Here is a 24,129-nt window from a genome sequence, read left to right as displayed (position 1 = left end):
TTGCGGGGAGCGTGTAACATGGATACAAATCAAGATTATTGCCAGCCTCACTGATGGATTACTGGTGTCAAGAGCACCCCTTCGGGCATGAAACGGCTGGCTAATTCTGTACAGACTGTAATCTAAGGACGATAACGCATGACATATCAGGCAATTTTCACTGGCTGGGATGCTCTGACGATTGAAGACCTTCTGGTCGCTTACCGGAAAGCAAAAGCCGATAGCTTCTTTGAGAATACATTTCCTGTTGCTATCAAATTTGCCGAGTATGAGCAGGAATTACTTGAAAACCTGCAAAAACTCTTAGATCTTTTGCAGAGCGAAGATGGATTCAGTAGCAATAAGAAGTTGATTGGCAAATTTCGTTTGTTACCGAAAAAATTAACCACAAAGAAAAAACATGAATCCCAAAATGGACACGTCCACTTTTCTAATCCTAAACGAGCAGCCGACCATTTATTTAATAATTTTGATCTGATACCAGAGTTTCGTATTATTGGTGACTTCCCGGTTGATAGTCACATTATCTCTGCACTATGGATTAATATGGTCGGGCATAAATTTGATGCCAGCTTAGATAACTGTTGCTATGGCGCGCGGCTAAAGCGCATTCGTAATGATGAATTATTTAGCAATGAGCAGGATAATCCATTCCATATCAGTGCAGTGGGTTCTTTTAGCCCCTACTTCCAGCCCTACCAAAAATGGCGTGGTGATGGCTTAAAAGCTATACGTGACGAGTTGGAAAAAGATCGTGACATTATCGCCGCCTCACTGGATTTAAAAAGTGGTGATGCTGCCAACTTACTGATTTAGTGTATGATGGTGTTTTTGAGGTGCTCCAGTGGCTTCTGTTTCTATCAGCTGTCCCTCCTGTTCAGCTACTGACGGGGTGGTGCGTAACGGCAAAAGCACCGCCGGACATCAGCGCTATCTCTGCTCTCACTGCCGTAAAACATGGCAACTGCAGTTCACTTACACCGCTTCTCAACCCGGTACGCACCAGAAAATCATTGATATGGCCATGAATGGCGTTGGATGCCGGGCAACCGCCCGCATTATGGGCGTTGGCCTCAACACGATTTTCCGCCATTTAAAAAACTCAGGCCGCAGTCGGTAACCTCGCGCATACAGCCGGGCAGTGACGTCATCGTCTGCGCGGAAATGGACGAACAGTGGGGATACGTCGGGGCTAAATCGCGCCAGCGCTGGCTGTTTTACGCGTATGACAGGCTCCGGAAGACGGTTGTTGCGCACGTATTCGGTGAACGCACTATGGCGACGCTGGGGCGTCTTATGAGCCTGCTGTCACCCTTTGACGTGGTGATATGGATGACGGATGGCTGGCCGCTGTATGAATCCCGCCTGAAGGGAAAGCTGCACGTAATCAGCAAGCGATATACGCAGCGAATTGAGCGGCATAACCTGAATCTGAGGCAGCACCTGGCACGGCTGGGACGGAAGTCGCTGTCGTTCTCAAAATCGGTGGAGCTGCATGACAAAGTCATCGGGCATTATCTGAACATAAAACACTATCAATAAGTTGGAGTCATTACCCGCTGTTCGGGTGATGCTGCCAACTTACTGATTTAGTGTATGATGGTGTTTTTGAGGTGCTCCAGTGGCTTCTGTTTCTATCAGCTGTCCCTCCTGTTCAGCTACTGACGGGGTGGTGCGTAACGGCAAAAGCACTGCCGGACATCAGCGCTATCTCTGCTCTCACTGCCGTAAAACATGGCAACTGCAGTTCACTTACACCGCTTCTCAACCCGGTACGCACCAGAAAATCATTGATATGGCCATGAATGGCGTTGGATGCCGGGCAACAGCCCGCATTATGGGCGTTGGCCTCAACACGATTTTACGTCACTTAAAAAACTCAGGCCGCAGTCGGTAACCTCGCGCATACAGCCGGGCAGTGACGTCATCGTCTGCGCGGAAATGGACGAACAGTGGGGCTATGTCGGGGCTAAATCGCGCCAGCGCTGGCTGTTTTACGCGTATGACAGGCTCCGGAAGACGGTTGTTGCGCACGTATTCGGTGAACGCACGATGGCGACGCTGGGGCGTCTTATGAGCCTGCTGTCACCCTTTGACGTGGTGATATGGATGACGGATGGCTGGCCGCTGTATGAATCCCGCCTGAAGGGAAAGCTGCACGTAATCAGCAAGCGTTACACTCAGCGCATTGAGCGACATAACCTGAATCTGAGACAACATCTGGCAAGGCTGGGACGGAAGTCGCTGTCGTTCTCAAAATCGGTGGAACTGCATGACAAAGTCATCGGGCATTATCTGAACATAAAACACTATCAATAAGTTGGAGTCATTACCCCTTTTTTTGACTTCTTTCATGTGATGGCCTCTGACAGAAATAACGTCATAGTCTCTGTTATGTGCAACGAGGTGCTTTGTCCATGGTTGATAGCATCAAAATAGTTTAATCAGGCAATAATATACTTGCTTACGAACTATGTAATTTATTGATTCATTAAGAAACTTAAAAAGTTAAAAGATTTCCGGGAGTCAACATTGAGGATTAAGCACGTTTTCCTTAATGCTACTTTTAGCATCTTATCTAAAATTAACCGCTGGTGCGAAGTAATACGGAGATATTATCATGGAAAAAATAGGTAATGACATTCCGCATCTTAAAGATCAAGCTATAGATTTTATGGCATCAACCCAGGCGTTCCGAGAGTATTTGAAAAAACTCCCCCCCCGTAACACAATTCCGTCCGATATTCCTGAGGAAAAAGTGCCGTTATATCTACAACGTCTGGAATATTATCGCCAGCTTTACAGGCCAAAGTAGATAAAATGTGCCCTCAGAGGAAATTGTTTACTTTTGAAAGGTATTTTTAAGCTGATTATTTGAAATCAGAACTGTCAGAGAGAGGACCATTGTTGATCACACAGCCTGTTGATAGAGTAAAAGACCACCTCCTGAGGAGGTGGCTTTTCAGAATGCCCCCTATAAGGGGGGCAAATGTCATATTCCGTTTTCTACTCTAGCAACTCCATCTGCTGTTCATGTGTTTGTTCCATCTTTTCCTGATGCCTCACATATCGTCTGATAATTTCTTCGTTCACGCCTACCGTATCGACAAAATAACCCCGCGACCAAAAATGGTTTCCCCATAACTTCTTCCTGATATGCGGGAATCGATTGTAGAGCCTAATTGCACTGCGACCTTTCAGGTGCCCCATCAGAGTAGATATTGAGATTTTTGGCGGCACTATTACGACAAGATGCACGGTGATGCTGCCAACTTACTGATTTAGTGTATGATGGTGTTTTTGAGGTGCTCCAGTGGCTTCTGTTTCTATCAGCTGTCCCTCCTGTTCAGCTACTGACGGGGTGGTGCGTAACGGCAAAAGCACTGCCGGACATCAGCGCTATCTCTGCTCTCACTGCCGTAAAACATGGCAACTGCAGTTCACTTACACCGCTTCTCAACCCGGTACGCACCAGAAAATCATTGATATGGCCATGAATGGCGTTGGATGCCGGGCAACAGCCCGCATTATGGGCGTTGGCCTCAACACGATTTTACGTCACTTAAAAAACTCAGGCCGCAGTCGGTAACCTCGCGCATACAGCCGGGCAGTGACGTCATCGTCTGCGCGGAAATGGACGAACAGTGGGGCTATGTCGGGGCTAAATCGCGCCAGCGCTGGCTGTTTTACGCGTATGACAGGCTCCGGAAGACGGTTGTTGCGCACGTATTCGGTGAACGCACGATGGCGACGCTGGGGCGTCTTATGAGCCTGCTGTCACCCTTTGACGTGGTGATATGGATGACGGATGGCTGGCCGCTGTATGAATCCCGCCTGAAGGGAAAGCTGCACGTAATCAGCAAGCGTTACACTCAGCGCATTGAGCGACATAACCTGAATCTGAGACAACATCTGGCAAGGCTGGGACGGAAGTCGCTGTCGTTCTCAAAATCGGTGGAACTGCATGACAAGGTCATCGGGCATTATCTGAACATAAAACACTATCAATAATTTTGAGTCATTACCTGAATCGCTATGGGGCTTTGTTGAATAAATCGAACTTTTGCTGAGTTGAAGGATCAGATCACGCATCTTCCCGACAACGCAGACCGTTCCGTGGCAAAGCAAAAGTTCAAAATCACCAACTGGCCCACCTACAATAAAGCCCTCATCAACCGTGGCTCCCTCACTTTCTGGCTGGATGATGAAGCTATTCAGGCCTGGTATGAGTCGGCAACGCCTTCATCACGGGGAAGACCTCAGCGCTATTCTGATCTCGCCATCACCACCGTTCTGGTCATTAAACGCGTGTTCAGGCTGACCCTGCGGGCTGCACAGGGTTTTATTGATTCCATTTTTACACTGATGAATGTTCCGTTGCGCTGCCCGGATTACACCAGTGTCAGCAAGCGCGCAAAGTCGGTTAATGTCAGTTTCAAAACGTTCACCCGGGGTGAAATCGCACACTTGGTAATTGATTCCACCGGGCTGAAGGTCTTCGGTGAAGGCGAGTGGAAAGTCAAAAAGCATGGCCAGGAACGCCGCCGTATCTGGCGTAAGCTGCATCTCGCCGTTGACAGTAAAACACATGAAATCATCTGCGCTGACCTGTCGCTGAACAACGTTACGGACTCAGAAGCCTTCCCGGGTTAATCCGGCAAACCCACCGGAAAATCAGGTCAGCCGCCGCCGATGGCGCTTACGATACCCGGCTATGTCACGATGAACTGCGGCGTAAGAAAATCAGCGCGCTTATCCCTCCCCGAAAAGGTGCGGGTTACTGGCCCGGTGAATATGCAGACCGTAACCGTGCAGTGGCTAATCAGCGAATGACCGGGAGTAATGCGCGGTGGAAATGGACAACAGATTACAACCGTCGCTCGATAGCGGAAACGGCGATGTACCGGGTAAAACAGCTGTTCGGGGGGGCACTGACGCTGCGTGACTACGATGGTCAGGTTGCGGAGGCTATGGCCCTGGTACGAGCGCTGAACAAAATGACGAAAGCAGGTATACCTGAAAGCGTGCGTATTGCCTGAAAACACAACCCGCTACGGGGGAGACTTACCCGAAATCTGATTTATTCAACAAAGCCCACGTTAACAACAAATCCACGCGATAACTTACGATGGTTCGGGCATAAGCCCCCGTAATTCAGTTATGTCGTGGTCGGCCGCGGTTACTTTTTTCGGGAAGCCTGCTACGGCCCAGAATAATACCGTGTTCTTTCTGATCTTGTTTAGCCAGGTAGCTGAGGGCGTAACGTAAGTCGTCTACCGCAGACTTATCACTATAGTGAATCACGTGATCGATACGCACCGGGTATTTATCTTTAGCCCGGCACAGATGAAAATAACCCTCCCCTTCCGTGATCCGCCTCCAGATATCTCCCAGTTGCCTGGATATCTGATAAGAGTTCTTGTGACGTTGCCCATCCAGATAGCCGATAAAATGAATATGAAGCCCTTTGTCTGGTGTATATTCCATAACCCAGTAATATCCTGCCAACATCGTCTGGGTTTCGCTAAGTAAACGGTATATTTCCATACACATACTGTGCTTACAGGAATGCCCGAAACTGGGCGTGTCTTTCCTGTAGGCAAAATCAATTCTGAAAGGTAACAGTTTAGAAAAACGTTGAAACAATTCCTCCATGTGTTCATTCACATCTTTCAGAATCGCGAAATTCATTTCGTAATTGGGATTGGCATTATACATTTTATAGTCCTTAATTTATAAAACTCACAGGAAGAGGAAATTATGTAAATACTGAGAGAACATAAACGCCGTAGCACGGCATTAATAAACGAAGTAAACCAGCAGCACAGACACCCTGATAAAACTGTTTTGTATTACCGCATCGCTGTAACAAGGTAATACTTCAGAATACAGTGAGGCTCTCTTAAACAGAGGACCAGTAATAATTACAATGGCAAAAACACACCTCAATATAATTGAATTTAAGAAAGCACCATTCAATCACTTACAGGAAGTAATCTGATCTTCACAAAAGTCAGCTATCGAATAGCCACAGGCAACACCGCTATTGATACCCCACACACCATAAGAAGATTATTCCATACAGAAAAAATTATATTTACCCATACTTATAAACTGTAACGGAGCTATGACGTACGAACTAAAGACACTACACTCTAATAGAGTTCTGGTACCTAACCAGTGTTAAATACGAACCAGACATACATTCTATGGATTAATTTTCTCAATATTACGCTATGAGTGTAGTAACATAATTTACACCACATACACCACCACACTGTAGTTAGTATATGGGGAGACATTACGATAAAAAGAGATAAGTTATACCACAGATACCACCACACAATACCATAACTCCCATTAATAATACTAATTAACCTAAATTATTTATTGAATACGAAAACAATGAAGGCCCCACCTCATCTCAGACTAAAGCCGACAATATCCTGAGCAACAGGATATCCAATAGTAAATAGTGGTTACACCAGTTATATTTACTGACTGACCTGTACCAGAGTTTTCTAATACAACGCTGACATGGTAAAGGCATTAGTCTCCTCCGCAAGTAGCAGAGGAGACTATATGTTAGTCAACGATTAAGTCGTTCAGAGGTCAAAGTTAGGTGCGACACACAACGTTTTTCCCTCAATAACCGGTACAACTCTGTTTTGTTCATACAGTAAATCCAGTAACCAGTTGATTTTATCCTTTTTCCGGAAACGGTTCGGACCACGCTGTAAAATATCATTTTTTTTCATACAGGGGATCCCCTTCTCAATGCAATAGCTTTTTATCCAGTTGAAAAGTTCAAGCTCCTCTGGAATGAGTCGCACAGGTACGGTCAGGGCAGGGTTGTCAAAAGTTAACGGATTAGACAACCGCACATACTCATTACCGTACCATATTGCTAATTCTCTCGCCATTTCTGCAGTGTAAGGGGAAATGTCCCCCTCTTCACCGCTCGAATGGTGAATAAGTCCTGCCAGTCTTGCCATATACTCTGCATTTTTAGCAGCATATTCCCGGCAATGTCTTAAAGGCCCCAATCCCCCCAGCTTCGATTCCACATCGTTGTAATAATCCGTCCAGATTCTGGCAGCCTGAGGAGAAAAGTGAAGGCAACGTCGTTCACCACTCATCGCCAGATTTTCATCAATAAGCTCATTGATCCTCTGTTCAAACAAATCCTGATACTGTGATGAATAATTATCTCCGGTTATTATCCTTGTCCCCTGCGTTGATGTTGGTTGACACATCAAAAACCTTGCATGATGTCCTGACGTTTTCACAAGTTCTTTTTTTCGCGTACAAAAACCTTTCTGGTAAACATCAGGCTGAATCATCACCGATACCGTCAGTCTTGGATCCTTCAAAATAATTCCGGGAGATGATTTCCTGTCGATGAAAAGAGAACCACCATCCCACAAAGAGTTAAGTATTCCAAGTTTACTCATTGCCCGGCCATCAAAAATTATTCCTCCTTCACTGGATACAAGAGCAAAAGAGCGATTGCTGTCGGAATAATATTTTAACATTCCCTCTATCGTTGTCTCATTGAAAATTGTCCGGCGTATCTGCGGCGGAACAGGACATTTATTCAGATGTCTTTTAAGCTCTGACTCTGTTGCCTTACAATCTTTACCGGCGCGAATTTCTTTATGCAATTTTGACTCCAGTGCTTTTTGCTTTTGCTCCCATATTTCCTTTTCTGTACTGTAATTCTCAACCAGTTTCGCGTATTCTTCCGCCAGGGCTTCATCCCTGAGATAAAATGCTTTCATAAACACTTTATCCACGGTCGTTTTCCTTTCACCGGAATCAGCCAGAATCAGAGAGTAAAGATTAACAGGCCCACGTAAATTTCCAGGTCTGCACACGTCAATCTGATTCTGACAGGCACTTGAGAACGCTGTTAATGCGGATGTCGCCACCATAGCCAAAGGTGCCTGTGTATTTTTTTGAGTTTCAATTATTGCATTTCTCACCAGCGGTGGTAGTGCATATATCGGATAAGGATTTTCTGGTGCAAGTAAGCACATAAAAGCCTCTCTTTTCATTAATGGGTTAGTAAAGTAGCAGCAACTCCCGCTATAATAGCGAAATAGCTGCTGTTCAGACCTAATGTTCTGAGAAATACAGAATATCTGTAGATCTGATGTTTAATAAACCGATAAGGTTAATTCAGTTCATACTGTGTTATTTACCACGAAATATCATTCATGTTTCTCATTCTTAACACCTCCTAAAATTATTTCACTAACACCTTCCCCCCGGTCTTTTTCCTTTCTCAGGAATCAGCCAGAACCATAGTGTAAATATTAACAGGCCCACGTAAATTCCCGGGGTTGCACACGTCAATCTGATTCTGACAGGCAATTGACATCGCTGTTAATAATGATGTGGTAGTCATAGCCAGAGATGCTTTTTCATTGTGTTGAGTTTCAATTATTGCATTTCCAGTCATTGATGGTTGCGCATATACTGGATACGGAGTATCCGGTTTGATGTAAGACATAAATATTTCCTTTTTTCGTAATAACTTTCGGTTATAGCAGCTATTTCCGCTACAATAGCAACAATAGCTGCTATACAGACTGGATATACTGAAAATACAGACAGTTCATCTGGTCTGTATCCAGCAAAGAAGGTCACTTAACAACCATCCGCAAGATTTCTTTCCGATAGACTTACGTGGTGGAAATTTTCCCTCCCGTTCAAGTTTCCACGCTTGTGTACGAGAAATTGACGTGATCTCATATCGTTCCTTTTCACGTACCAGTCTGTCGCATTCAATCCCATAAGCTTTCAAAATGACCAGACGCTGTTCATCTGTTAATGGAAGCCACATACTACCCTCCTGATATATCAATACTTTTTATTTCCGGCATGAGCATGAAATGACTAAGTTTCCCGGATAAACAATGAGTGAAAGTCACTATCATTCATCCAGTCAACGCCTTGCAAATAAAATGTAATACTATGATTTTTATAGGTCAAAATACTAAATTACAATGTTAAAATGGCTTTTAACAGAAAAAATAAAGACATATGGAACCAAATAAAAACAAGCCACGACCAATAAAAACAAAAGATTAATATTAAAAATCCATTATGACGATTTTTGTTGACTAAAATTAGGTTGGGATATATAAATAAATCCATGTAAAATTCAAACAAGGCATAGAGGAGCCGCAGGAAGGTGAAATATTTCCATCTAATTTGTGATAATCATCACAAAAATAAGCTACAACAAGCGGAGGAAAAGACAATCTGTTGCTGAACAGACAGAAGCAGGCTACGAATGATCGGAAAATGAAGCAAATACGCTTATACAGAAGACGCAGAGGTAACTGACGGAGACAATCACAATCAGGAGAAAATTATCGTAAATAATGTATAAAATCTCAGGATATAAACAAATGTACACAAGCTATCCACGTAATCAGCGGCTGGCTCAGGATTGACGTTTCATTTCAGTGGACAACATCGATTCTGTCTGACAGCGGACCAATATGTAGCAAGCAGAAACTTCTGACATCATGGTAACTCGGACAATGCAACAAAAGTATCAGTATGATCGTGTTTTATCCGGCGAACTCCACCCATTCCCTGGCATATACGAGGCGGTTTCCGAACAAATCCTTTTGCTCATTTTTAAAGCACGTCAACTATATCAGGATCCAGAATATCGCCCCTGGTTTGAAGAACAGCACAGAGTACTCTCTGCATTACGTGCCAATACAGAGCTCCTGAGAATCTTTAGAGAACAAAGAAGCGCTGAAGAACCAAAGCTTACTATTGAAGAGTCTACCTCCCCCCAACCCACTCCTTCTGCTCTTACAGATGCGCTTAATGTGATGTGCCATTTATACAATGGTTTTGATGAAGGAAATATCAGTCTGAAAACCTGGGGGGCGATGCAAGAGGTACAGACAACATCAACCTTTATCAGCCCAGGACCGAGAACCTGGAAAACACCTGAACTGGCAAAGTTTGTAGGAGATGATTTATTTAATATTCTGACTGAATGTAAGGCCTGGAGTTCACCAATTCCAGCAGAAACCCGACAGGGGTATTGCCATCAGGATCTGTCTGTTGCACACTCCTGCACCTCAGAGTTACTGGCACACCTGAATCAATATCATGAAATTGATGAATCAGCAATACTTGCCAGAGTTATTGGTATAACAGTTAACGGATTCTACAAGAAAAATAATACAGACCTTCCAGAATGGCTATCCCCCTTTAAAGAGGAACATAAAATATTCAAAGATTGTCCGGAGCAAAATACCGGGGATGTAATCAGACGGAAAGAACAACTGTTGAAAACAGGACGTACAGAATTCGTGAATAATTTGTGTCGGGTCGCCAACTGGTATGAAATTGAGTCAATATACGATGAATACGTCCGTCTTTATGCCAATGAAATCATTGACTGGTTCAACAAAACCATGAAGTATTTTAAACCAACAGATTTTATCCGATATACATGGAAATTCGCAACAGTTACTCCGGATAAAGATACAGAAACCGGGCATACAACTGCATGGGAAAAGGATTATTGCCAGATAACCATACAACGTGATGAACTTCTGAGGTTGATTCACACTAATACCCTTCAGGATGCTGTAATTTATCTTTGTCATTGTCTGCAGGAGAAATACAAGAAATCATCCCAGAATGAGACAGAGTTTCCAGGAATAAAACCTCCGGCATCAGAGAGTGAAATTAATATAACAGATAATTTTGAATTTCATTCTCTTCTGGAGCTAAGTAAAGATAATGAGAAGCGGCTGGAAACATTTCAAAAATGGTATGAAAAAAATAAAGTTTTGTTAGAAAGTCATAAACAAAAACGAACAGAGAAGATTGACGTTGCCGTACGACTTGTAGGGCTGAAAGCCTATGATCTGCATGAAGGGATTCCGGATAGTCCAAAACGAAAAGTTAAAGATGGCATAAATGAAGACATCAAAGCCGATACCAGTTTACGCCTGTCAAAGACAAATATAAGTGATACGTCGCTAAACCGTTATCGCCGCACTGTTAAGGAGATTATCAATAACGAAATCGACGCATTCCTGTTGGAACAGAAGAAAAAAAATAAAAGATTTCCCTACAGTGAAGATAGAGATGTGATTCGCCCTTTATGGGGAAAATGCCTGACCGGGCAGTAGATCACAGATGGGATAACATCCCGGTTATCCCCTGTTTGTTCTGCTTCAGGTTGCCGGAGCTCCAGGAACACGAGGCAATCGGCAAATTATGCGGCTTTTCCATTAACAGATTCGGCCACAAGAACAACACCGTGTTTGTTTCGATCAGGATGTTCACTCCAGATTTCTGATTCAGGAATACTTTCCCCATCATAGCAGATCCGATCACCATCAAACGAATAATACCGTGCGGAATCTGTATCTAAGATAAACACCTTAAAATTCGTTGAACGACGCGCTATATGCTGCCAGAGGGCTTTACCTCCTTCATATTGCTCGTTATCACTTAATAGTATAACGCCTGCTTTTGTGGCTATTGTTTCATAAACAAACGTAGCAAGGCTAACATCACGTACAGCGCCATCGACAACAATCCCTTCAATCTGAGCAACGTCCTGTTCTTCCCAGAATTTCCGGACAAACACCCCTTCAAGCTGTGAACGACGCTGAAGCTCCAGAGTGGCAACAACCTTATGGCGAATATCACCATCAATAACAGAAGGTGCAGCTTCGATTACCGCAGCGAACGGAGTCTTTGGATCCCAGATGATCTGGTAAAGCACACCCTGAATAGTTACTCCATCCAGTATCGAAAAACGACGAGCTACAGTAGCAGGGGAGTAAGACATTGGAATGACAGCCATTTTATGGCCTAAAATTTGAAAACATCAGTATCAATACTGACCTCATCAGTCTGAGCATATATTGATAAAGTTTTTATGTTTACACTCAATAAATACCTTGCCAAACAACTAATAGCGATGTCTACATTGCCATTCGACATGCTTACAATTTTTGTCAACAAGAAAGTGAATTTATATCAACGGTAAGAAGTAAACACGAGGACACCAAAACCAAATGTACACACTTTTGTGCTTTGTGTCCCCTGTGTGTACCCAAATGACAAACTGCAAGAAAATCTAGGCACACACTTATCTAACTTATTGATTTAAATGGTGCGATAATAGGAACAATACACATAGGCGATAACCTTTGTTTTTGTTGCCTTTTTTATTGTTCATTTTTTATAGATACCCCCAAAAGTACCCCCATATCTTTTTCCGCCCCTGAAATTTGGTTGTTATTCATACAGCATATCAGGCGGTAACGCTCTCCCTTTAACCCACTTATTGTATGATAGTGCTATCCCACAATAAGGAATCAGCCAGCCATGAGAATGACCAGCCGCAAAAAAGAGATACTTAGCTACTTTGAACCGGATAACCTCGAATGGGTGACTGGTGAGATTGGTGCGCCGCCGTTCGATGTGTCGGGTGTGGCCTACCTGCTTCATGGCATGGTGTCGTTCGATAAGCGTCACCAGCTCGAATCAACCCGGCGCACACTGGAAAGCATGGTTGCTGGTGGACTGCTTGAGCGGGTGACAGTGTATGAATCGCGCCAGATACGGCGCGGCGGTGAGACTAACGCAACGGTCGTGCGTTACGGTTTACCCGGTCATTGTGCTGTTATGCGCGATACTGGCGGCGCTGATAACGCAATATCAGGTGAATACATGCGGGTCAGTTAATAGCCTGCAATCTGTCGTTGATGCGGCTCAGGTCGTAAACCCGGCGTTCAATATCCAGCATCAGGAAATTGTGGATCTCGGCCTGCTCAGGATTATCAGACTCTCTGGCCTGTAATAGCAATTCATTGTAACCATGCAAGCCGCCTGAGTTTTCCGCCGGGGTGGTGCCTTTCCCACGCAGGCAGCTAATGGGCTGATTACTCGTATCGTGTGTTTGCTTCTCCAGCACAATGACGCAATCCCACCAGTCGCCAAAGTCATACGTGTAAACCAGCTTGTCACCCTCATTCTGGAGCGCCGCCCATAGTGGCGTGATTGCCGCGTTACCCATGCTTTCATCCTCACCCCATACGCGATACTCGCTACCTGGATCACCTTTACGCCCTTTCTCGAACATATACAGGTGTTCGTCATTCCAGCCAAAAGCTAACTGGATCACGGCATGAAGTTTACTAAAGGGGATTTGCTCTGGAACCAGCACACGCCGCCATATAGGTGGTTTGCTGTCTCGGATGGTTATCTTTAGCTGGTACATGCAAATCCTGAATAAATGCGAATCGGAAGGATAACGATACTGACGTACTCACAATTCTGTAAAGGTGAATAAAGGAAATTTTCTTAATACGCATAAGTTACATGTGGAATAATCCCATATCTACCTGCGCGGCGCTGGCTTCTTCCACTGGTAGGCAGGTGCTCGCATCATTTCGCGGAACCTGTCGCGCCGGGCTATATCGGCATTAACTGAGCGTTCTATCTCCCGTTGATCTGCCTGTGTAAGCTGGTGGCCTCCGTGCTCAAGTTTGGCGATGGTCAATAAGGCTATTTCGCGTGGTGTCATACGTCATACCCTCTGGAAGGATGAAACACGCCCGGATTAAATTTCATTTTTCGCGGGTATGAAAAAACGATGGGGCGGGCAGTCCCGGACAGTCAGGGCTGTAGAGATTTGACTACCCCCTCCCCGCTGGTGGTCTACCTTTGCCTCTTGCCGCCATTTAACCGGAAGGCGTTACCGTTCGGTTGCGCTATCCCCATGCGGTGTTGCGTTTCGGTAACAGCTTTATGCAGGTCGCCAAAGTCCTCAACCTTCACGGGCGGGCGCTTCACGTTCTCCAGACACGTTTCACGGCGGCGCTTTATCCATTCCCGATCATCGTCCTCGGTGCATAACAGCATGACTTCCATCCATCGCGCTGCGGCGCGTCGGTACAGCCCTTTTGCTTCCAGATCCTCGGCTTTACTGTCGTTTACCATGTTTATCTCCCTCAGAATGGCGTTTCATCGTCGAATGGTGGGCGTTGGTCAAAATCATCAGGGGTATTATATGACTCCCATCCCGGCGCGGATTGTGTTGCGTGGCCTCCTGTGTGCCTGTAGCCTGGCTGATTCCGGTAATACTGCGGAGTTAGGTCTACCGGCATAGCTTACCCGTGGAGAAATGAATCATCGAATGAGTTTGGTCGGGAGTTATTCCACCAGCAAAAATGGCGTTGCCCGGTCTATGACGTTGATGCCAATTAACGAGCTAACATTTCGACCATTCACAATGCTATCCCGTTCAAGCAAATGCGCTATTTTTTCTACTTCATACCAGTATTGAGCCATGAGGGCTTTGGTCTTTTCAACGAGTTTAGAAAGCATTAACTCCCTGTTAATTTGCTTATCTGTAGCGCAGATTAAATCGAGCATGTCATTTACGTTAGCCATGTCATAGCGATGAGGTAGCGAATACTTTTTGTTGAAAATATCGTTGTTTTCGTAAAGGGCTTCGCTTACTGGTCCGGCGAGGGATACAAAAGCGGCCTTTTTTGCATCGCGCTTTATACCATCCGCATAGTAACGTATGAAAGGGATAACTTTACCATTCTGCTCAACTACACCAGATTTACTATCCCGCAAACGCCCGAGATCGTGGCTGTGAATTATGCTGTGTTTAACAACGCCCAAACACTTGGCCTCATGTACATGTTCGCCAGCAACGTAACCGTATTCATCCATAACGGCGATAACCTGTATATCTAAGCGAATAAGCCATGCAGCTACTGCATGTCCCGCTTCGTGGAATGCTACACATCGTTTACCATCACCTATCCAGTTATAGAACATTTCATGCTCATATATCTGGTGAATGGCGCCCATTACGCGCCCTCGCTTGCCAGTGAGGCCAGCGCCTTATCCATTAATCCCCGAGCAATTTCGTGGATCGTTGGCGCAACTCCTACCTCTGATTTTTTACGCTGCTCCTCCTGAATTTTCTTTATCGCTTCCATTTGCTTCTCACTTATCAATACCGGCTTTGCTGAAATAGCCATAACGCCCCTTAGAACTGTATAAAACAACAGTTATTATAGTTTCACAAATAGCAATATTTATCACCGTAATTGCAAAATATGAAACAAATAGCACAAAAAAATGCCACCGCTCAGTAGCTGGTGGCATCGTTCTGTGTGTCAAGTTTTGACAAGTTTTTTATGGGCTCTAAAAACTATATTTATGGTGTCGCATTACTCTTCACGGCAGGCGCTTTTCATTTCTTCCCTTAAAGGCCACTGCTCCGCCATTGCTGCGGTCGAGTGATTCCCGTCATCACGTCCGGCCTGTGCCGCCGTCCAGTGTGTTGCATATTCTGTAAATCCAATTTCTGCTGGCTGCCTCATCCAGTGGGCGATCATCCTCAAGGTCATTTGCAGGCTTTGGGTGTCGCCCTGTAATGCGCGTTTGTCAGTAAACCCCTTCAATGCTTCACGCTCCTGATAGGTCATTTTCTGGCTGGTTTCTGTATTCATTGCCCACCTTCGTTATAAGCTACCCCCCCCATAGAATCTTTTTGGGGGTGTAATATCCCTACCAATCCCTACTAACTGGCTCAGGCCACGAATGGCAAGGCTTTCAGACTGGTAGGCATTCAATTTTGTTGCCCTACATAACCCTACTTATCCCTACTAAATCACTTCAACGGCATTTTACTGCCTGTTTTATTTGGTAGGGATAAGTAGGGATAAGTAGGGATAAAAATATATATCCCTACCTAGTTTAAAGCCTTGCTACGTCTGGCCTCGTCTCGTTTTTAGTAGGGCAGTAGGGATAAGTGCCGCCGTAAAAGTTTCAATCATCACTCTGCCCGCTCTCCACGCCGTAAGCGCGTGGCATGAACTCCTCAGCCTTCTCGTTATAGCCAACGTTGGTTTGCGCTCTGCCGTTAATGCTTCTCGTCAGGTAGCTGGCTCGGTACTCTTTTGCTGCTGATTTTATGGCGCGTGAAAACTTATTGACGGAAAGCGGTTTACCCAGGCCGTGATACTCCATAAACGCCAGATAAAGATGATAAAGATATGTCCTCGGCTCTGGCTGGCCTGCCCATGTACCTCCGCCCATCATCATGCCTTTGGGTTCGTTCATGAAAAAAAGCGCCGCACACATATCGACAACCGGATCTGTGCCGCGTTTAACCTCTAGCGCCTCCTGCGAATCGCGCTGCTCTAGTAATAGTGCCTTTGCTTTGTTCTGGTCGGCAAAGGTGGTTAGCAGGTGGCGGATAATCACCGGGATTTCTCGCCTGATTTTTGCGGTTAAATCCGGGTCTTTGTCTGCGTCTGATACCGGGTTATTAAACGGGAATATCACGCGGCGGCGGGCAATGCCCCCGTTTCGCTCCGTGAATGTCATCGGCTCGTTGTTGGTTGCCATAACAACGGCATTTATCACGGTTGTGAACTGCTTTTCATATTTCCCATCAATCTCTACCGGATCGCCGCCCGTAATGGCTTTAATCCCCGCACCCTCTCCAACGTAGCGGGTCTGGTCAGGCATAATAATCAGGCTTTTCCCTACGAACTGCGCCCGTCCCCGTGCGGTGTCCAGCGTCAACATGCTACCGCTGGCGGTGTTGTGTTCACCTGCCAGCGTGGTTGCTATGCTGCTGAATACGGATTTCCCACTGCCGCCCTCGCCAGTTATCTCAATGAATAGCTGCCAGTCGTGACGCTTCGCCAGCACCATAAACAAGGCTGCTTTGATACGCTCGGCCTTATGATGGTCGCCAGCCGTTGCATGATTCAGCCAACGGGTAAAATTGGGGGCGCTGGTGGTAATATTTTCCCCCGGCGCTGGCGGGGTGTAGGTGATCCCATTGTGGTTCATCAGCCAGTTACCCGGCGAATGGGCGGAAAACGTCTGCGTAGCGAGGTCATAAACGCCGTTATCAAAACCAATCAGATCCCCGCTCCGCTCACCAATTACCGGTATTTGCAGCTTCATGGTTGCGACAACCGATTTAATCCCCTTTTCGGTGTAGTGGGCTTCGTGCTCGTCGAAAATTGCCACCATAACCCTTTCTAATTCGCTGTCTGGTAGCTTCACCCATACGCCAGATTCGTAGCAGTAAACAGTGCCACTATCAGGGTTAACCGCCAACATATCCCATCGAGATGAAAGCAACCGCGCTTTCTGGCTGGCTGCCATTTGTGCAATATCTCCGACTTCGGCTTTACGGCGGGATTTACCGCCCGCAATGGCCTGTAGTTGTGGTTTCACGGCTTCCCCCTGAATCTGGTACATCGAATCGTTAAACGCAGCCGTAGCGACTTCCAGCCCGTTTTGCTGGCGGTAGTCGTCCCAGTCGGCTTTGTAGTCTGTCGGCGGCAGCGCCACCCAGCCAGCCACGGATAAGGCGGCTTTCTCTGCGGCATCTTTGCCCGTGTTCGCCTGTTCGTCCTGCTGGTGGTCGTTATCTGCGGCAATGATAATTTGCGACTGCGGGTGTTTCCGGCGCATTACTCCGGCAACGTGGATCAGGTTCCCGGCGTCAATTGCCGCCACTGTAAGCGCGTCCGGGCGCATCAGGTGAACGGACAGGGCCGTCGCCAGCCCCTCGGCAATTAATACGCTCTGCGGCTGTTCTGGTGCGTTTACGGCGTGATATGCCCCGCGCTTTGCTGAACCTGTCAGAAGTCGCTTCTCTCCCTGCGGTGTAATGGTTTGCGCTGCTGCCACTGCGCCGGATTCGTCCACCAGCTCCAGCAATAACGAACCATCCGGCATAACCGGATAGTTAAACCCGGTCAGCCCTTTTGATTGCAGGTAATCAGATTCGCCCTGTGTGGCACTCTGGCGCATTCCGGCATACAGATGGGCAAACGTAGCCCTTCGCTGCTCTGCGTCCTCTGCTGCCTGTTTCTGGCGCTCCTGCTCACGCTGCTGGCGGTCAGCTTCCAGTTGCTCTCTTCTATGGCTCGCTGCCACCGGGTCGGTTTGCGCTGCCCGGTAATCAATACCCAGCACGTCAGCGGCAAGCTGTGCCGCCTCCGTAGTGTCGCAGTTGTTAACCCGCTTGATTAAATCCAGCCCGTCACCAGCGCCACACTGGTTGCAGATAAAGCTACCGCGCCCGTTGTCGTCGAATCTGAAACGGTCTTTTCCACCACATGCAGGGCATGGAGAATGGCGGCGCGATGAATCAGGCACGTCGATAGACAATCCAGCCAGCACATAAGGCCAGCGCCCGGCGGCGGCACTGGTCACTTCGCGGATAAGGTCGATATTACGCATGATTGCCTCCTGCCACGGTCGCGCCCATGTCTTTAACCATGCTTTGCCATATCTCGCGCCCGACGTCAGTCAATCCGTCCTTAGTGACGCAACGCTCAAGAAGCTCGACCCCCACGGTTTCCCACTGCAGGTAGGACACTTTCATGGCTGCCAGTGTGTAGCTATCGATCAGGCTGCGAACGCCTTTTACTCCATTGACGATTTCCACACGGACGGCGAGGCCGTCCGCATCAACCATGAAATAGTCACCGCCGCTGGTGGAGGTAATGTGGTTATACAGTGCCGACGCATATTTATTCGCCAGCGCATTCAGTCGGAAATTTTTAGTAATCATGTCGCCCCCTCAGTGCGGCAGCGGCATTTCAGGCCAGCCGTTTTCATCCAGTTCAGCTATAAAGCTGTTGTGAAGTTCAGCAAGCGTTTCACGCCCGAACGGGGTCAACTCGCCGCGCTCCGTGTCGATCATGGCCTGATAAAAAACAATGGCGTTCGCTGTTCCCTGCTCAATGCCGTAGCGCTCAACCATTGCGCCCTCCATGTTGTTAGCCATCGCCAGACGTTCCGCGAACGGGTAAACCACAATCCCCGCCGTGCCATTGGAGTAAATCGCCACCTGCGATGAAGTGCCGTCAGACTCAGTTACCGTGGTTGTGCCGTTTTCGCGCTTCATCTCAGAAATGAACGTCGCAGCAATCAGCCAGCGCCACATAGTGACGTTATGCTGCGCGGTGAAGTCGAACCAGCCACGCGCCCCGCCATCAGCAACGGCAAAATGAATGGCGTATCCGATATCTGGCTTATCGTCGTACTCTCCGGCGTCAAGGCCGTTCACGGCGCTCTCGTAGCTGATAAGAGCAACCTGCTCATATCCCCCGGCATCATTGCGGGTCATGATATTGACGCCGTGCGGTGTGGCTTCGGCGTGTAATAAGTCGGCATTTCCCGATTTAATGGTCGGTGCGTTGCTCATGCGCTGCCCTCCGCATCAATTCTGGCTATATCGACAATCGTCAGGACTTTACTCAGCCAGCAATACGCGATGGCTGCTTGCTCAACTTCGAGGAGTGGTAATAAATCGGTCATAACGTGAGCCAGCCCATTGCGGGCGCGGGTCATGCGTTCTGCTGTTCGGTCTGCCAGCGTAAAATCATCCGGGTATGATTCTTTGCGAGATAGCATCGCTTCGGCTTCCAGCTCTGCCGGGTGGCGGTAGATGGTATTTATGTTCATGCTGCCACCTCACGAATGCGGGTAATCTGGATGTGGGAAAGGCGTTCATTTCTGGCCTGATTTAGCGCCTCAGCTTTGGCGCTGATCGCGCTGCGGGCGTCAACGATATAAACGAACTCGACTAATTCGCCGCTCCGGGCGGTGGCGCATCCTGCAACACGGAAGTAATTAAGCATGTGCGCCCCCTGTGCGAATACGTCCGGCAAAAAAGCAAACGTGATCCCGCGCCAGAATGCGGCGGGCTTCCTGCTCAGTCTCTGCGGCGATATGGTGAATTTTGGCGGTAATTGTCGGCATATCGCGGCGAACTGCTGCGATAATCCAGATAAATTGCGGTTTTTGGGTAGGGGTAGTAGCCATTATGGCAGCCTCCTGTAACTGGGATTTATTCCCACCACCGGAAACGCCAATTTCACTGGTGGTGAGCTGAACAGGGTTGGCGTAACCGGCGTTACAGGAAACCGGCGCGGATCGCTCCGCCCCCATCCAGCCCACCATTACTTTTTGAGCAATATGGGCTATAGCCATATCGCTGGGAAAGAGGTGTGCAGATGCGAGGACACAAAAAAAGACGCTCGGCGCGTCATGTGTCGCCTGTAACATTATCAGGACGCCAATCCCGGCACCAGATTTTGCTGGTGCGCTATAACCATAAACCGGGTTGGCGATAGTCGGCAAGCCCTTTTTTATGGACTCCGAATACTCACCTTCTCGCGTAACGACCCCTAATAAATCTTCCAGCGCACGCGTATTTGTCGCGAAAGTCGATGTGGAACGGTTCACAACGGTAGCAATCCAGTTCATACCACCAGCCAGCAGGGGGAATTTATTCCCCACAATCAGCTTTTTAGAGGTGATTATTTCTTGGTTTAAAATGTCATCATTTGTCGTCATTCCCCGTGCGTGGATGTCAGGTTTTGTGAGGTTCAGGCTAAGTTTTGCTAAGTCATTAACCATAACAATTGATAACAGGCAGCCGTTCGCGACCTTTGGTTTTATAAGGTTGTAAGGGTTAACATTTGTTAACAGGCTAGCCAGATTAAAGGCTTCTTTCTGGGCGGCAGGTTCATTCAGTATCACGGCGCACCTCCACGAACTCATTAACGAATCTCTCCAAAGGCTGAACACATGGCGACTGATAGCCCTCGCGGTAAAAGGTCACTCGGTTATGCTCGACGCGCTGTACGGTCACTACAGCCCCGTGACTGTCCTTGTAACGGCTTCCCGGCATCGGATTATGGTTACGCATGGTTTACCTCCAGACGTTTAGCGAGCCAGCGTTGCGACAGGCGGGTGAGTTCTCCTTTGCGCTGCTCATATTCCATGCCCATATCAATTAACGTGATATTGGTGCTTTCGAGATAGGCGAGGTGTTCAAGCTGTGCTGCGTTCATGCTGTCCCGTGGTTCGCCAGTAATGCCATTTGCCTGCGCCCACTGCTTCGCCGTCATGCCACCCAGCACGATACGGGCGATCATGTTGCTCTCGTTGCTGTAGTGGCGCTGCTGCGTCGTTTTACCCAGCTCGGCACGGGCCATATTCAGCGCATCGCACATCGGCTTAAAGTTGTTTGCGGCACTGATACGGGCTTTTAGCTGGCGACGATAGCGGGCGGCGATTTCAGGCACGCTACGCTGTAATTCTTCCTCGCACTGGATGAAATAACGGCGGATAGCGCGGCCCTGTTCGGTGCGTTCGATCATTGCCAGTTCTTTCGCCATTCCGACACTTAACAGATAGTCTTTGCCGGGTCTGCCAGAGTGCTTAATCTTGCTGTAAGCCGCGCCATTCGGGCTTCTCCCCAAATTTGGGGAAATAGTTTTATGGACTGAGTAATCGTGCCCAATGGTGAAGTCATATTCAGAGATGCGATCAGTGATCCATGTAGAGAAGTCTTTTCCCACGCCCAACGCTTTGTGTAACGCTTTTGCGCTAACAATATTGGTTTCACGCCCACCGATATGACCAGGAATAACCGGGACAATTGCGGCAAATTCATTACCGTTAATTGTGCCCTGATAGGCGTTCAGATGAGGGGCGGCCTCAGAAATTAATCTGCTTTTTTCGATGTTCATTTTCAGTCTCCGTTAGGCGGCGGTGAGATTGTCCGGGTATAGATTGAGAATGTCGGCAATTTCAGGCTGAGAAAGTCCCTGATAGCCGCCAGCGTCGGCGTTATGGTTCACAAGCCGAATAACTTTTAGAACGTCACCGCGCCCGGTAAAGCGATAGCGTAAATGTGACCCTATCCCGTCGGGGTTCTTTTCGTCTATACGCTCAAGCTGAATATCAAGCCTGCGCTCTAACTCGCTGGCGTAGTTCCTTCCAGACGAAAGGCGGCAATAACGCAGAATATCGTTTTCTGTCCATCCCTCTATACCAGTACGCAGCATATAGACGCGGGCGCGGTGTTTCTTTGGGGTACGCCTAGGTACTTGTACCGGGCTGGTGGTCGGCGTAATATCAGACGTGCGAATATCTGAGTTAGCCGCCTGTAATGGGCGGTTTTTCTTTTCCATCAGGCCACCTCGTCTCTAGATTCTAATATACACTTCTCAATCCATTCATCTATTTCAGACTCAACAAAAGCAATTGCCCGACTTCCAATTTTTACCTGTTTAGGGAACCTCCCCTGACTAATAAGACGATAAATCCATGCTTTGCTATAACCAGTTCGCCTTTGAACTTCAGAGAGACGAATTAATGAATTGTAATTAGCCATTTATTAATATCCTGTACTAATGACGCAATAACCCCCTCCTGCAACGAATGGCGAGAGTTTTATTTGCGTCAAATGTCGAATACACCAAAGACCACAATATGAAAAACATATTGCGGTCTTTTATAAAAGATAGTCAGATTGTTTTGGTTTGTTTGCTCCACAAGGGTAGAGCTACCCTGCATTTCGGCAGGATCACGCTATTAGGCGTGACATCCAGTAGTTTTAAAGAACGCCCTTTTTCAGGGCATGGTGGGCAGGCAAGAGAGCAATTGCGCTTTGTCAGCGCCGTAGATTCATATTTGAATCATTGTATGTTTCCCGATAGAAATCTATCGGTCACTGCGGGACGAACCATCCCGCCCACATCAATGTTAAAGAGCAATTGCGCTTTGTCAGCGCTCCGCAGCCTCATGGATGAATCATTACATGCATTGTAAAGGTGCATGTATCCCTATTCTTTCCTGCATCAGGAAAGCACCAAAGGCTGTTAAAGAGCATCCAGCTTTTCAGCTGCGTAGAAGATTCCATCTTCGTTGTTAAAAGAGCAATTGCCCTTCTCCATGGCTAACTGTTAAATAGCAATCCTCTGTGAGTTTTTATCAATCTACTCCCTTATACTTTAGTAAACCTCTGTATACTTGTCCAGTTGTTTCATGCGTGTTTTTCAAACACCATATGCACCACATTTCCGCCATGCTCGAGAGAATCCATATAGTCGGCATACCATTGAAGCATCTCCCGCCTTCCATCCAGATATTGCGCATGGTTGTATGTGCCACGAATTGAGTTCTTATCAACGTGAGCGAGCTGCGTTTCTATCCACGCAGTGTTATAGCCCTGCTCATGCAAAATCGTACTCATAGTGTGCCGGAACCCATGACCAGTTACACGTCCAGCGTAGCCAATGCGCTTAAACACTTGGTTTATGCTGGCCTCGCTCATTGTTTTCCTTGGATCATTGCGCCCGGGAAACATAAGAGGGTAATTGCCTGTTATTTCTCTAATCTTCCCAATAAGCGAAAGAGCCTGCTCAGACAATGGCACAATATGAGGCCGCCGCATTTTCATACGTGAAGCGGGTATCTCCCAGATAGCCTTGTTGAAATCAATTTCATCCCATAATGCGCCACGTAGTTCGCCAGTCCGCAAGCCGGTGATAATCAGTAGACGAGCCGCCATAACAACCAATGCGCTTCCTGAGTAACTGGACAATGCCTTGAAAAAATCAGGTAATTCTTTGGCTGTAAGGAAAGGGTAATGATTAGATTCATGACCTTGCATCGCGCTAGTAAGGTCTGGTGCAGGGTTATACTCTGCGCGACCAGTGACTATTGCATAGCGGAAAACTTCCCCGCACCGTTGCCTCACTTTTTTGGCTTTTTCTGTAGCACCGCGCCCCTCGATGCGACGCAGCACATTCAGAAGTTCAAGTGGTTTGATTTCGGCGATGGTTTTTTTGCCAATGTAAGGGAACACATCTTTGTTGAAGGCTTCGAGGATGTCTGAAGCATAACCAGCAGACCATTTTTTTAATTTGCTGCTGTGCCACTCAAGGGCAATATCTTTGAAGGTGTTGTTTAACTGCGTTTCCCGGGCAATCTTTTCCTCTCGTTTCGCTTCCATCGGATCGATACCACCAGCGATACCTCTTTTCGCATCTTCACGTTTTGCCCGAGCATCGGCTAGAGTAACCTCAGGATACACACCTAGTGCCAATAGCTTCTCTTTACCAGCTACACGATATTTAAGTCGCCAGTATTTACCTCCATTAGGTTTTACCAAGAGATACAAACCGCCACCATCGGCCAGCTTGTAAGCCTTCTCTTTTGGCTTGGCTGTGTCTATTTGACGGGCATTGAGTTTCACTTGGGGGTACCTCC

At 47.2% G+C, this 24,129-nt stretch carries 28 protein-coding genes and 3 pseudogenes; 8 read left to right on the top strand and 23 right to left on the bottom strand.

Features of this window, described 5'->3' with window-relative positions:
• Positions 1 to 138 precede the first annotated feature (138 nt).
• The 4 genes from HUZ68_RS04610 to HUZ68_RS04595 all read left to right on the top strand — a co-directional run bounded on the left by HUZ68_RS04610 (position 139) and on the right by HUZ68_RS04595 (position 2,815).
• Entirely contained in the window at positions 139 to 816 is a 678-nt protein-coding gene (locus HUZ68_RS04610) for a hypothetical protein (RefSeq protein WP_239594047.1), read from the top strand.
• 28 nt (positions 817 to 844) lie between these two features.
• A protein-coding gene (locus HUZ68_RS04605; protein ID WP_095033700.1) for an IS1-like element IS1B family transposase occupies positions 845 to 1,542 on the top strand; the annotation gives its coding sequence in 2 pieces (ribosomal slippage) (positions 845 to 1,094 and positions 1,094 to 1,542; 699 coding nt in all).
• A 79-nt stretch (positions 1,543 to 1,621) separates the two neighbouring features.
• Positions 1,622 to 2,319 (top strand): IS1-like element IS1A family transposase gene (locus HUZ68_RS04600; protein ID WP_103215986.1). Its coding sequence is split into 2 segments (ribosomal slippage): positions 1,622 to 1,871 and positions 1,871 to 2,319, totalling 699 coding nucleotides; the frame shifts between segments, so codons are not numbered across the junction.
• Positions 2,320 to 2,620: 301 nt separating this feature from the next.
• The gene (locus tag HUZ68_RS04595; protein WP_152918890.1) at positions 2,621 to 2,815 is read left to right on the top strand and encodes a hypothetical protein; all 195 of its coding nucleotides are present in this window, start codon (positions 2,621 to 2,623) and stop codon (positions 2,813 to 2,815) included.
• A 191-nt stretch (positions 2,816 to 3,006) separates the two neighbouring features.
• Here the strand turns inward: HUZ68_RS04595 and tnpA are convergent.
• A pseudogene (gene tnpA, locus HUZ68_RS04590) lies at positions 3,007 to 3,258 on the bottom strand (IS200/IS605 family transposase); the annotation flags it as partial.
• 55 nt (positions 3,259 to 3,313) lie between these two features.
• On the opposite strand from tnpA, the gene HUZ68_RS04585 reads away from it, so the two are divergent.
• Positions 3,314 to 4,011 (top strand): IS1-like element IS1A family transposase gene (locus HUZ68_RS04585; protein WP_103215986.1). Its coding sequence is split into 2 segments (ribosomal slippage): positions 3,314 to 3,563 and positions 3,563 to 4,011, totalling 699 coding nucleotides; the frame shifts between segments, so codons are not numbered across the junction.
• Positions 4,012 to 4,071: 60 nt separating this feature from the next.
• Positions 4,072 to 5,039, top strand: a pseudogene (locus HUZ68_RS04580) (IS5 family transposase).
• Between the two features lie 115 nt (positions 5,040 to 5,154).
• Here HUZ68_RS04580 and HUZ68_RS04575 read toward each other — a convergent pair.
• The 4 genes and pseudogenes from HUZ68_RS04575 to HUZ68_RS04560 form a co-directional block, all read right to left on the bottom strand.
• Positions 5,155 to 5,718: a YagK/YfjJ domain-containing protein gene (locus tag HUZ68_RS04575; RefSeq protein ID WP_196041852.1), complete on the bottom strand. Its 564-nt coding sequence runs from the start codon at positions 5,716 to 5,718 to the stop codon at positions 5,155 to 5,157.
• Positions 5,719 to 6,605: 887 nt separating this feature from the next.
• Positions 6,606 to 8,039, bottom strand: coding sequence for a YfjI family protein (locus tag HUZ68_RS04570; RefSeq protein ID WP_000335694.1), 1,434 nt, complete (start codon positions 8,037 to 8,039; stop codon positions 6,606 to 6,608).
• A 251-nt stretch (positions 8,040 to 8,290) separates the two neighbouring features.
• Positions 8,291 to 8,515: pseudogene (locus HUZ68_RS04565) on the bottom strand (DUF3987 domain-containing protein); the annotation flags it as partial.
• Between the two features lie 105 nt (positions 8,516 to 8,620).
• Positions 8,621 to 8,848, bottom strand: a complete 228-nt coding sequence (locus HUZ68_RS04560; RefSeq protein ID WP_039022145.1) for a helix-turn-helix transcriptional regulator — start codon at positions 8,846 to 8,848, stop codon at positions 8,621 to 8,623.
• A gap of 691 nt (positions 8,849 to 9,539) precedes the next feature.
• Between HUZ68_RS04560 and HUZ68_RS04555 the strand changes: the two genes are divergently transcribed.
• Positions 9,540 to 11,177, top strand: coding sequence for a hypothetical protein (locus HUZ68_RS04555; RefSeq protein WP_039025855.1), 1,638 nt, complete (start codon positions 9,540 to 9,542; stop codon positions 11,175 to 11,177).
• Positions 11,178 to 11,263: 86 nt separating this feature from the next.
• Here the strand turns inward: HUZ68_RS04555 and HUZ68_RS04550 are convergent, their stop codons facing one another.
• Positions 11,264 to 11,860: a hypothetical protein gene (locus tag HUZ68_RS04550; protein WP_047643993.1), complete on the bottom strand. Its 597-nt coding sequence runs from the start codon at positions 11,858 to 11,860 to the stop codon at positions 11,264 to 11,266.
• Between the two features lie 527 nt (positions 11,861 to 12,387).
• On the opposite strand from HUZ68_RS04550, the gene HUZ68_RS04545 reads away from it, so the two are divergent.
• A complete protein-coding gene (locus HUZ68_RS04545; protein WP_001405000.1) occupies positions 12,388 to 12,747 on the top strand; it encodes a hypothetical protein in 360 nt (119 codons plus the stop codon).
• On the opposite strand, the gene HUZ68_RS04540 is transcribed toward HUZ68_RS04545, so the two are convergent.
• The 17 genes from HUZ68_RS04540 to HUZ68_RS04460 all read right to left on the bottom strand — a co-directional run bounded on the left by HUZ68_RS04540 (position 12,740) and on the right by HUZ68_RS04460 (position 24,115).
• Positions 12,740 to 13,282, bottom strand: a complete 543-nt coding sequence (locus HUZ68_RS04540; protein ID WP_000284450.1) for a plasmid pRiA4b ORF-3 family protein — start codon at positions 13,280 to 13,282, stop codon at positions 12,740 to 12,742. The genes HUZ68_RS04545 and HUZ68_RS04540 overlap by 8 nt on opposite strands.
• A gap of 120 nt (positions 13,283 to 13,402) precedes the next feature.
• A complete protein-coding gene (locus tag HUZ68_RS04535) occupies positions 13,403 to 13,588 on the bottom strand; it encodes a hypothetical protein (RefSeq protein WP_000188903.1) in 186 nt (61 codons plus the stop codon).
• 134 nt (positions 13,589 to 13,722) lie between these two features.
• Complete coding sequence (locus HUZ68_RS04530; protein ID WP_001565836.1) at positions 13,723 to 14,004, bottom strand: PerC family transcriptional regulator; 282 nt, start codon at positions 14,002 to 14,004, stop codon at positions 13,723 to 13,725.
• A gap of 213 nt (positions 14,005 to 14,217) precedes the next feature.
• Entirely contained in the window at positions 14,218 to 14,889 is a 672-nt protein-coding gene (locus HUZ68_RS04525; protein ID WP_239594045.1) for a peptidase M41 family protein, read from the bottom strand.
• Entirely contained in the window at positions 14,889 to 15,062 is a 174-nt protein-coding gene (locus HUZ68_RS04520) for a hypothetical protein (RefSeq protein WP_061093185.1), read from the bottom strand. Before HUZ68_RS04520 ends, HUZ68_RS04525 begins: the two co-directional genes overlap by 1 nt.
• A 192-nt stretch (positions 15,063 to 15,254) precedes the next feature.
• Entirely contained in the window at positions 15,255 to 15,536 is a 282-nt protein-coding gene (locus tag HUZ68_RS04515) for a hypothetical protein (RefSeq protein ID WP_061093184.1), read from the bottom strand.
• Positions 15,537 to 15,855: 319 nt separating this feature from the next.
• Positions 15,856 to 18,297, bottom strand: a complete 2,442-nt coding sequence (locus tag HUZ68_RS04510; RefSeq protein WP_198869528.1) for a phage/plasmid primase, P4 family — start codon at positions 18,295 to 18,297, stop codon at positions 15,856 to 15,858.
• A complete protein-coding gene (locus HUZ68_RS04505; protein WP_096148178.1) occupies positions 18,290 to 18,631 on the bottom strand; it encodes a hypothetical protein in 342 nt (113 codons plus the stop codon). The genes HUZ68_RS04510 and HUZ68_RS04505 overlap by 8 nt, the downstream gene beginning before the upstream one ends.
• Before the next feature lie 9 nt (positions 18,632 to 18,640).
• The gene (locus HUZ68_RS04500; RefSeq protein WP_040075116.1) at positions 18,641 to 19,267 is read right to left on the bottom strand and encodes a hypothetical protein; all 627 of its coding nucleotides are present in this window, start codon (positions 19,265 to 19,267) and stop codon (positions 18,641 to 18,643) included.
• Complete coding sequence (locus HUZ68_RS04495; protein WP_016244015.1) at positions 19,264 to 19,527, bottom strand: hypothetical protein; 264 nt, start codon at positions 19,525 to 19,527, stop codon at positions 19,264 to 19,266. The genes HUZ68_RS04500 and HUZ68_RS04495 overlap by 4 nt, the downstream gene beginning before the upstream one ends.
• Positions 19,524 to 19,703 (bottom strand): hypothetical protein, encoded by a 180-nt coding sequence (locus HUZ68_RS04490; protein ID WP_016244014.1) that lies wholly within the window; start codon positions 19,701 to 19,703, stop codon positions 19,524 to 19,526. The genes HUZ68_RS04495 and HUZ68_RS04490 overlap by 4 nt, the downstream gene beginning before the upstream one ends.
• Complete coding sequence (locus HUZ68_RS04485; RefSeq protein WP_106416725.1) at positions 19,696 to 20,607, bottom strand: host cell division inhibitor Icd-like protein; 912 nt, start codon at positions 20,605 to 20,607, stop codon at positions 19,696 to 19,698. The genes HUZ68_RS04490 and HUZ68_RS04485 overlap by 8 nt, the downstream gene beginning before the upstream one ends.
• A complete protein-coding gene (locus HUZ68_RS04480) occupies positions 20,594 to 20,776 on the bottom strand; it encodes a DUF4222 domain-containing protein (RefSeq protein ID WP_001244025.1) in 183 nt (60 codons plus the stop codon). Before HUZ68_RS04480 ends, HUZ68_RS04485 begins: the two co-directional genes overlap by 14 nt.
• Positions 20,769 to 21,602: an antA/AntB antirepressor family protein gene (locus HUZ68_RS04475; RefSeq protein WP_239594044.1), complete on the bottom strand. Its 834-nt coding sequence runs from the start codon at positions 21,600 to 21,602 to the stop codon at positions 20,769 to 20,771. Before HUZ68_RS04475 ends, HUZ68_RS04480 begins: the two co-directional genes overlap by 8 nt.
• A 12-nt stretch (positions 21,603 to 21,614) precedes the next feature.
• Positions 21,615 to 22,046 (bottom strand): hypothetical protein, encoded by a 432-nt coding sequence (locus HUZ68_RS04470; RefSeq protein WP_047663122.1) that lies wholly within the window; start codon positions 22,044 to 22,046, stop codon positions 21,615 to 21,617.
• Positions 22,046 to 22,249: a helix-turn-helix transcriptional regulator gene (locus HUZ68_RS04465; protein WP_000035054.1), complete on the bottom strand. Its 204-nt coding sequence runs from the start codon at positions 22,247 to 22,249 to the stop codon at positions 22,046 to 22,048. The genes HUZ68_RS04470 and HUZ68_RS04465 overlap by 1 nt, the downstream gene beginning before the upstream one ends.
• Before the next feature lie 651 nt (positions 22,250 to 22,900).
• A complete protein-coding gene (locus HUZ68_RS04460) occupies positions 22,901 to 24,115 on the bottom strand; it encodes a tyrosine-type recombinase/integrase (RefSeq protein ID WP_016235909.1) in 1,215 nt (404 codons plus the stop codon).
• Positions 24,116 to 24,129 lie beyond the last annotated feature (14 nt).

Source organism: Shigella dysenteriae (genome assembly GCF_022354085.1).
In the GTDB taxonomy this organism is placed as follows: domain Bacteria; phylum Pseudomonadota; class Gammaproteobacteria; order Enterobacterales; family Enterobacteriaceae; genus Escherichia; species Escherichia coli.
This window is presented reverse-complemented; position numbering and strand designations above follow the sequence as displayed.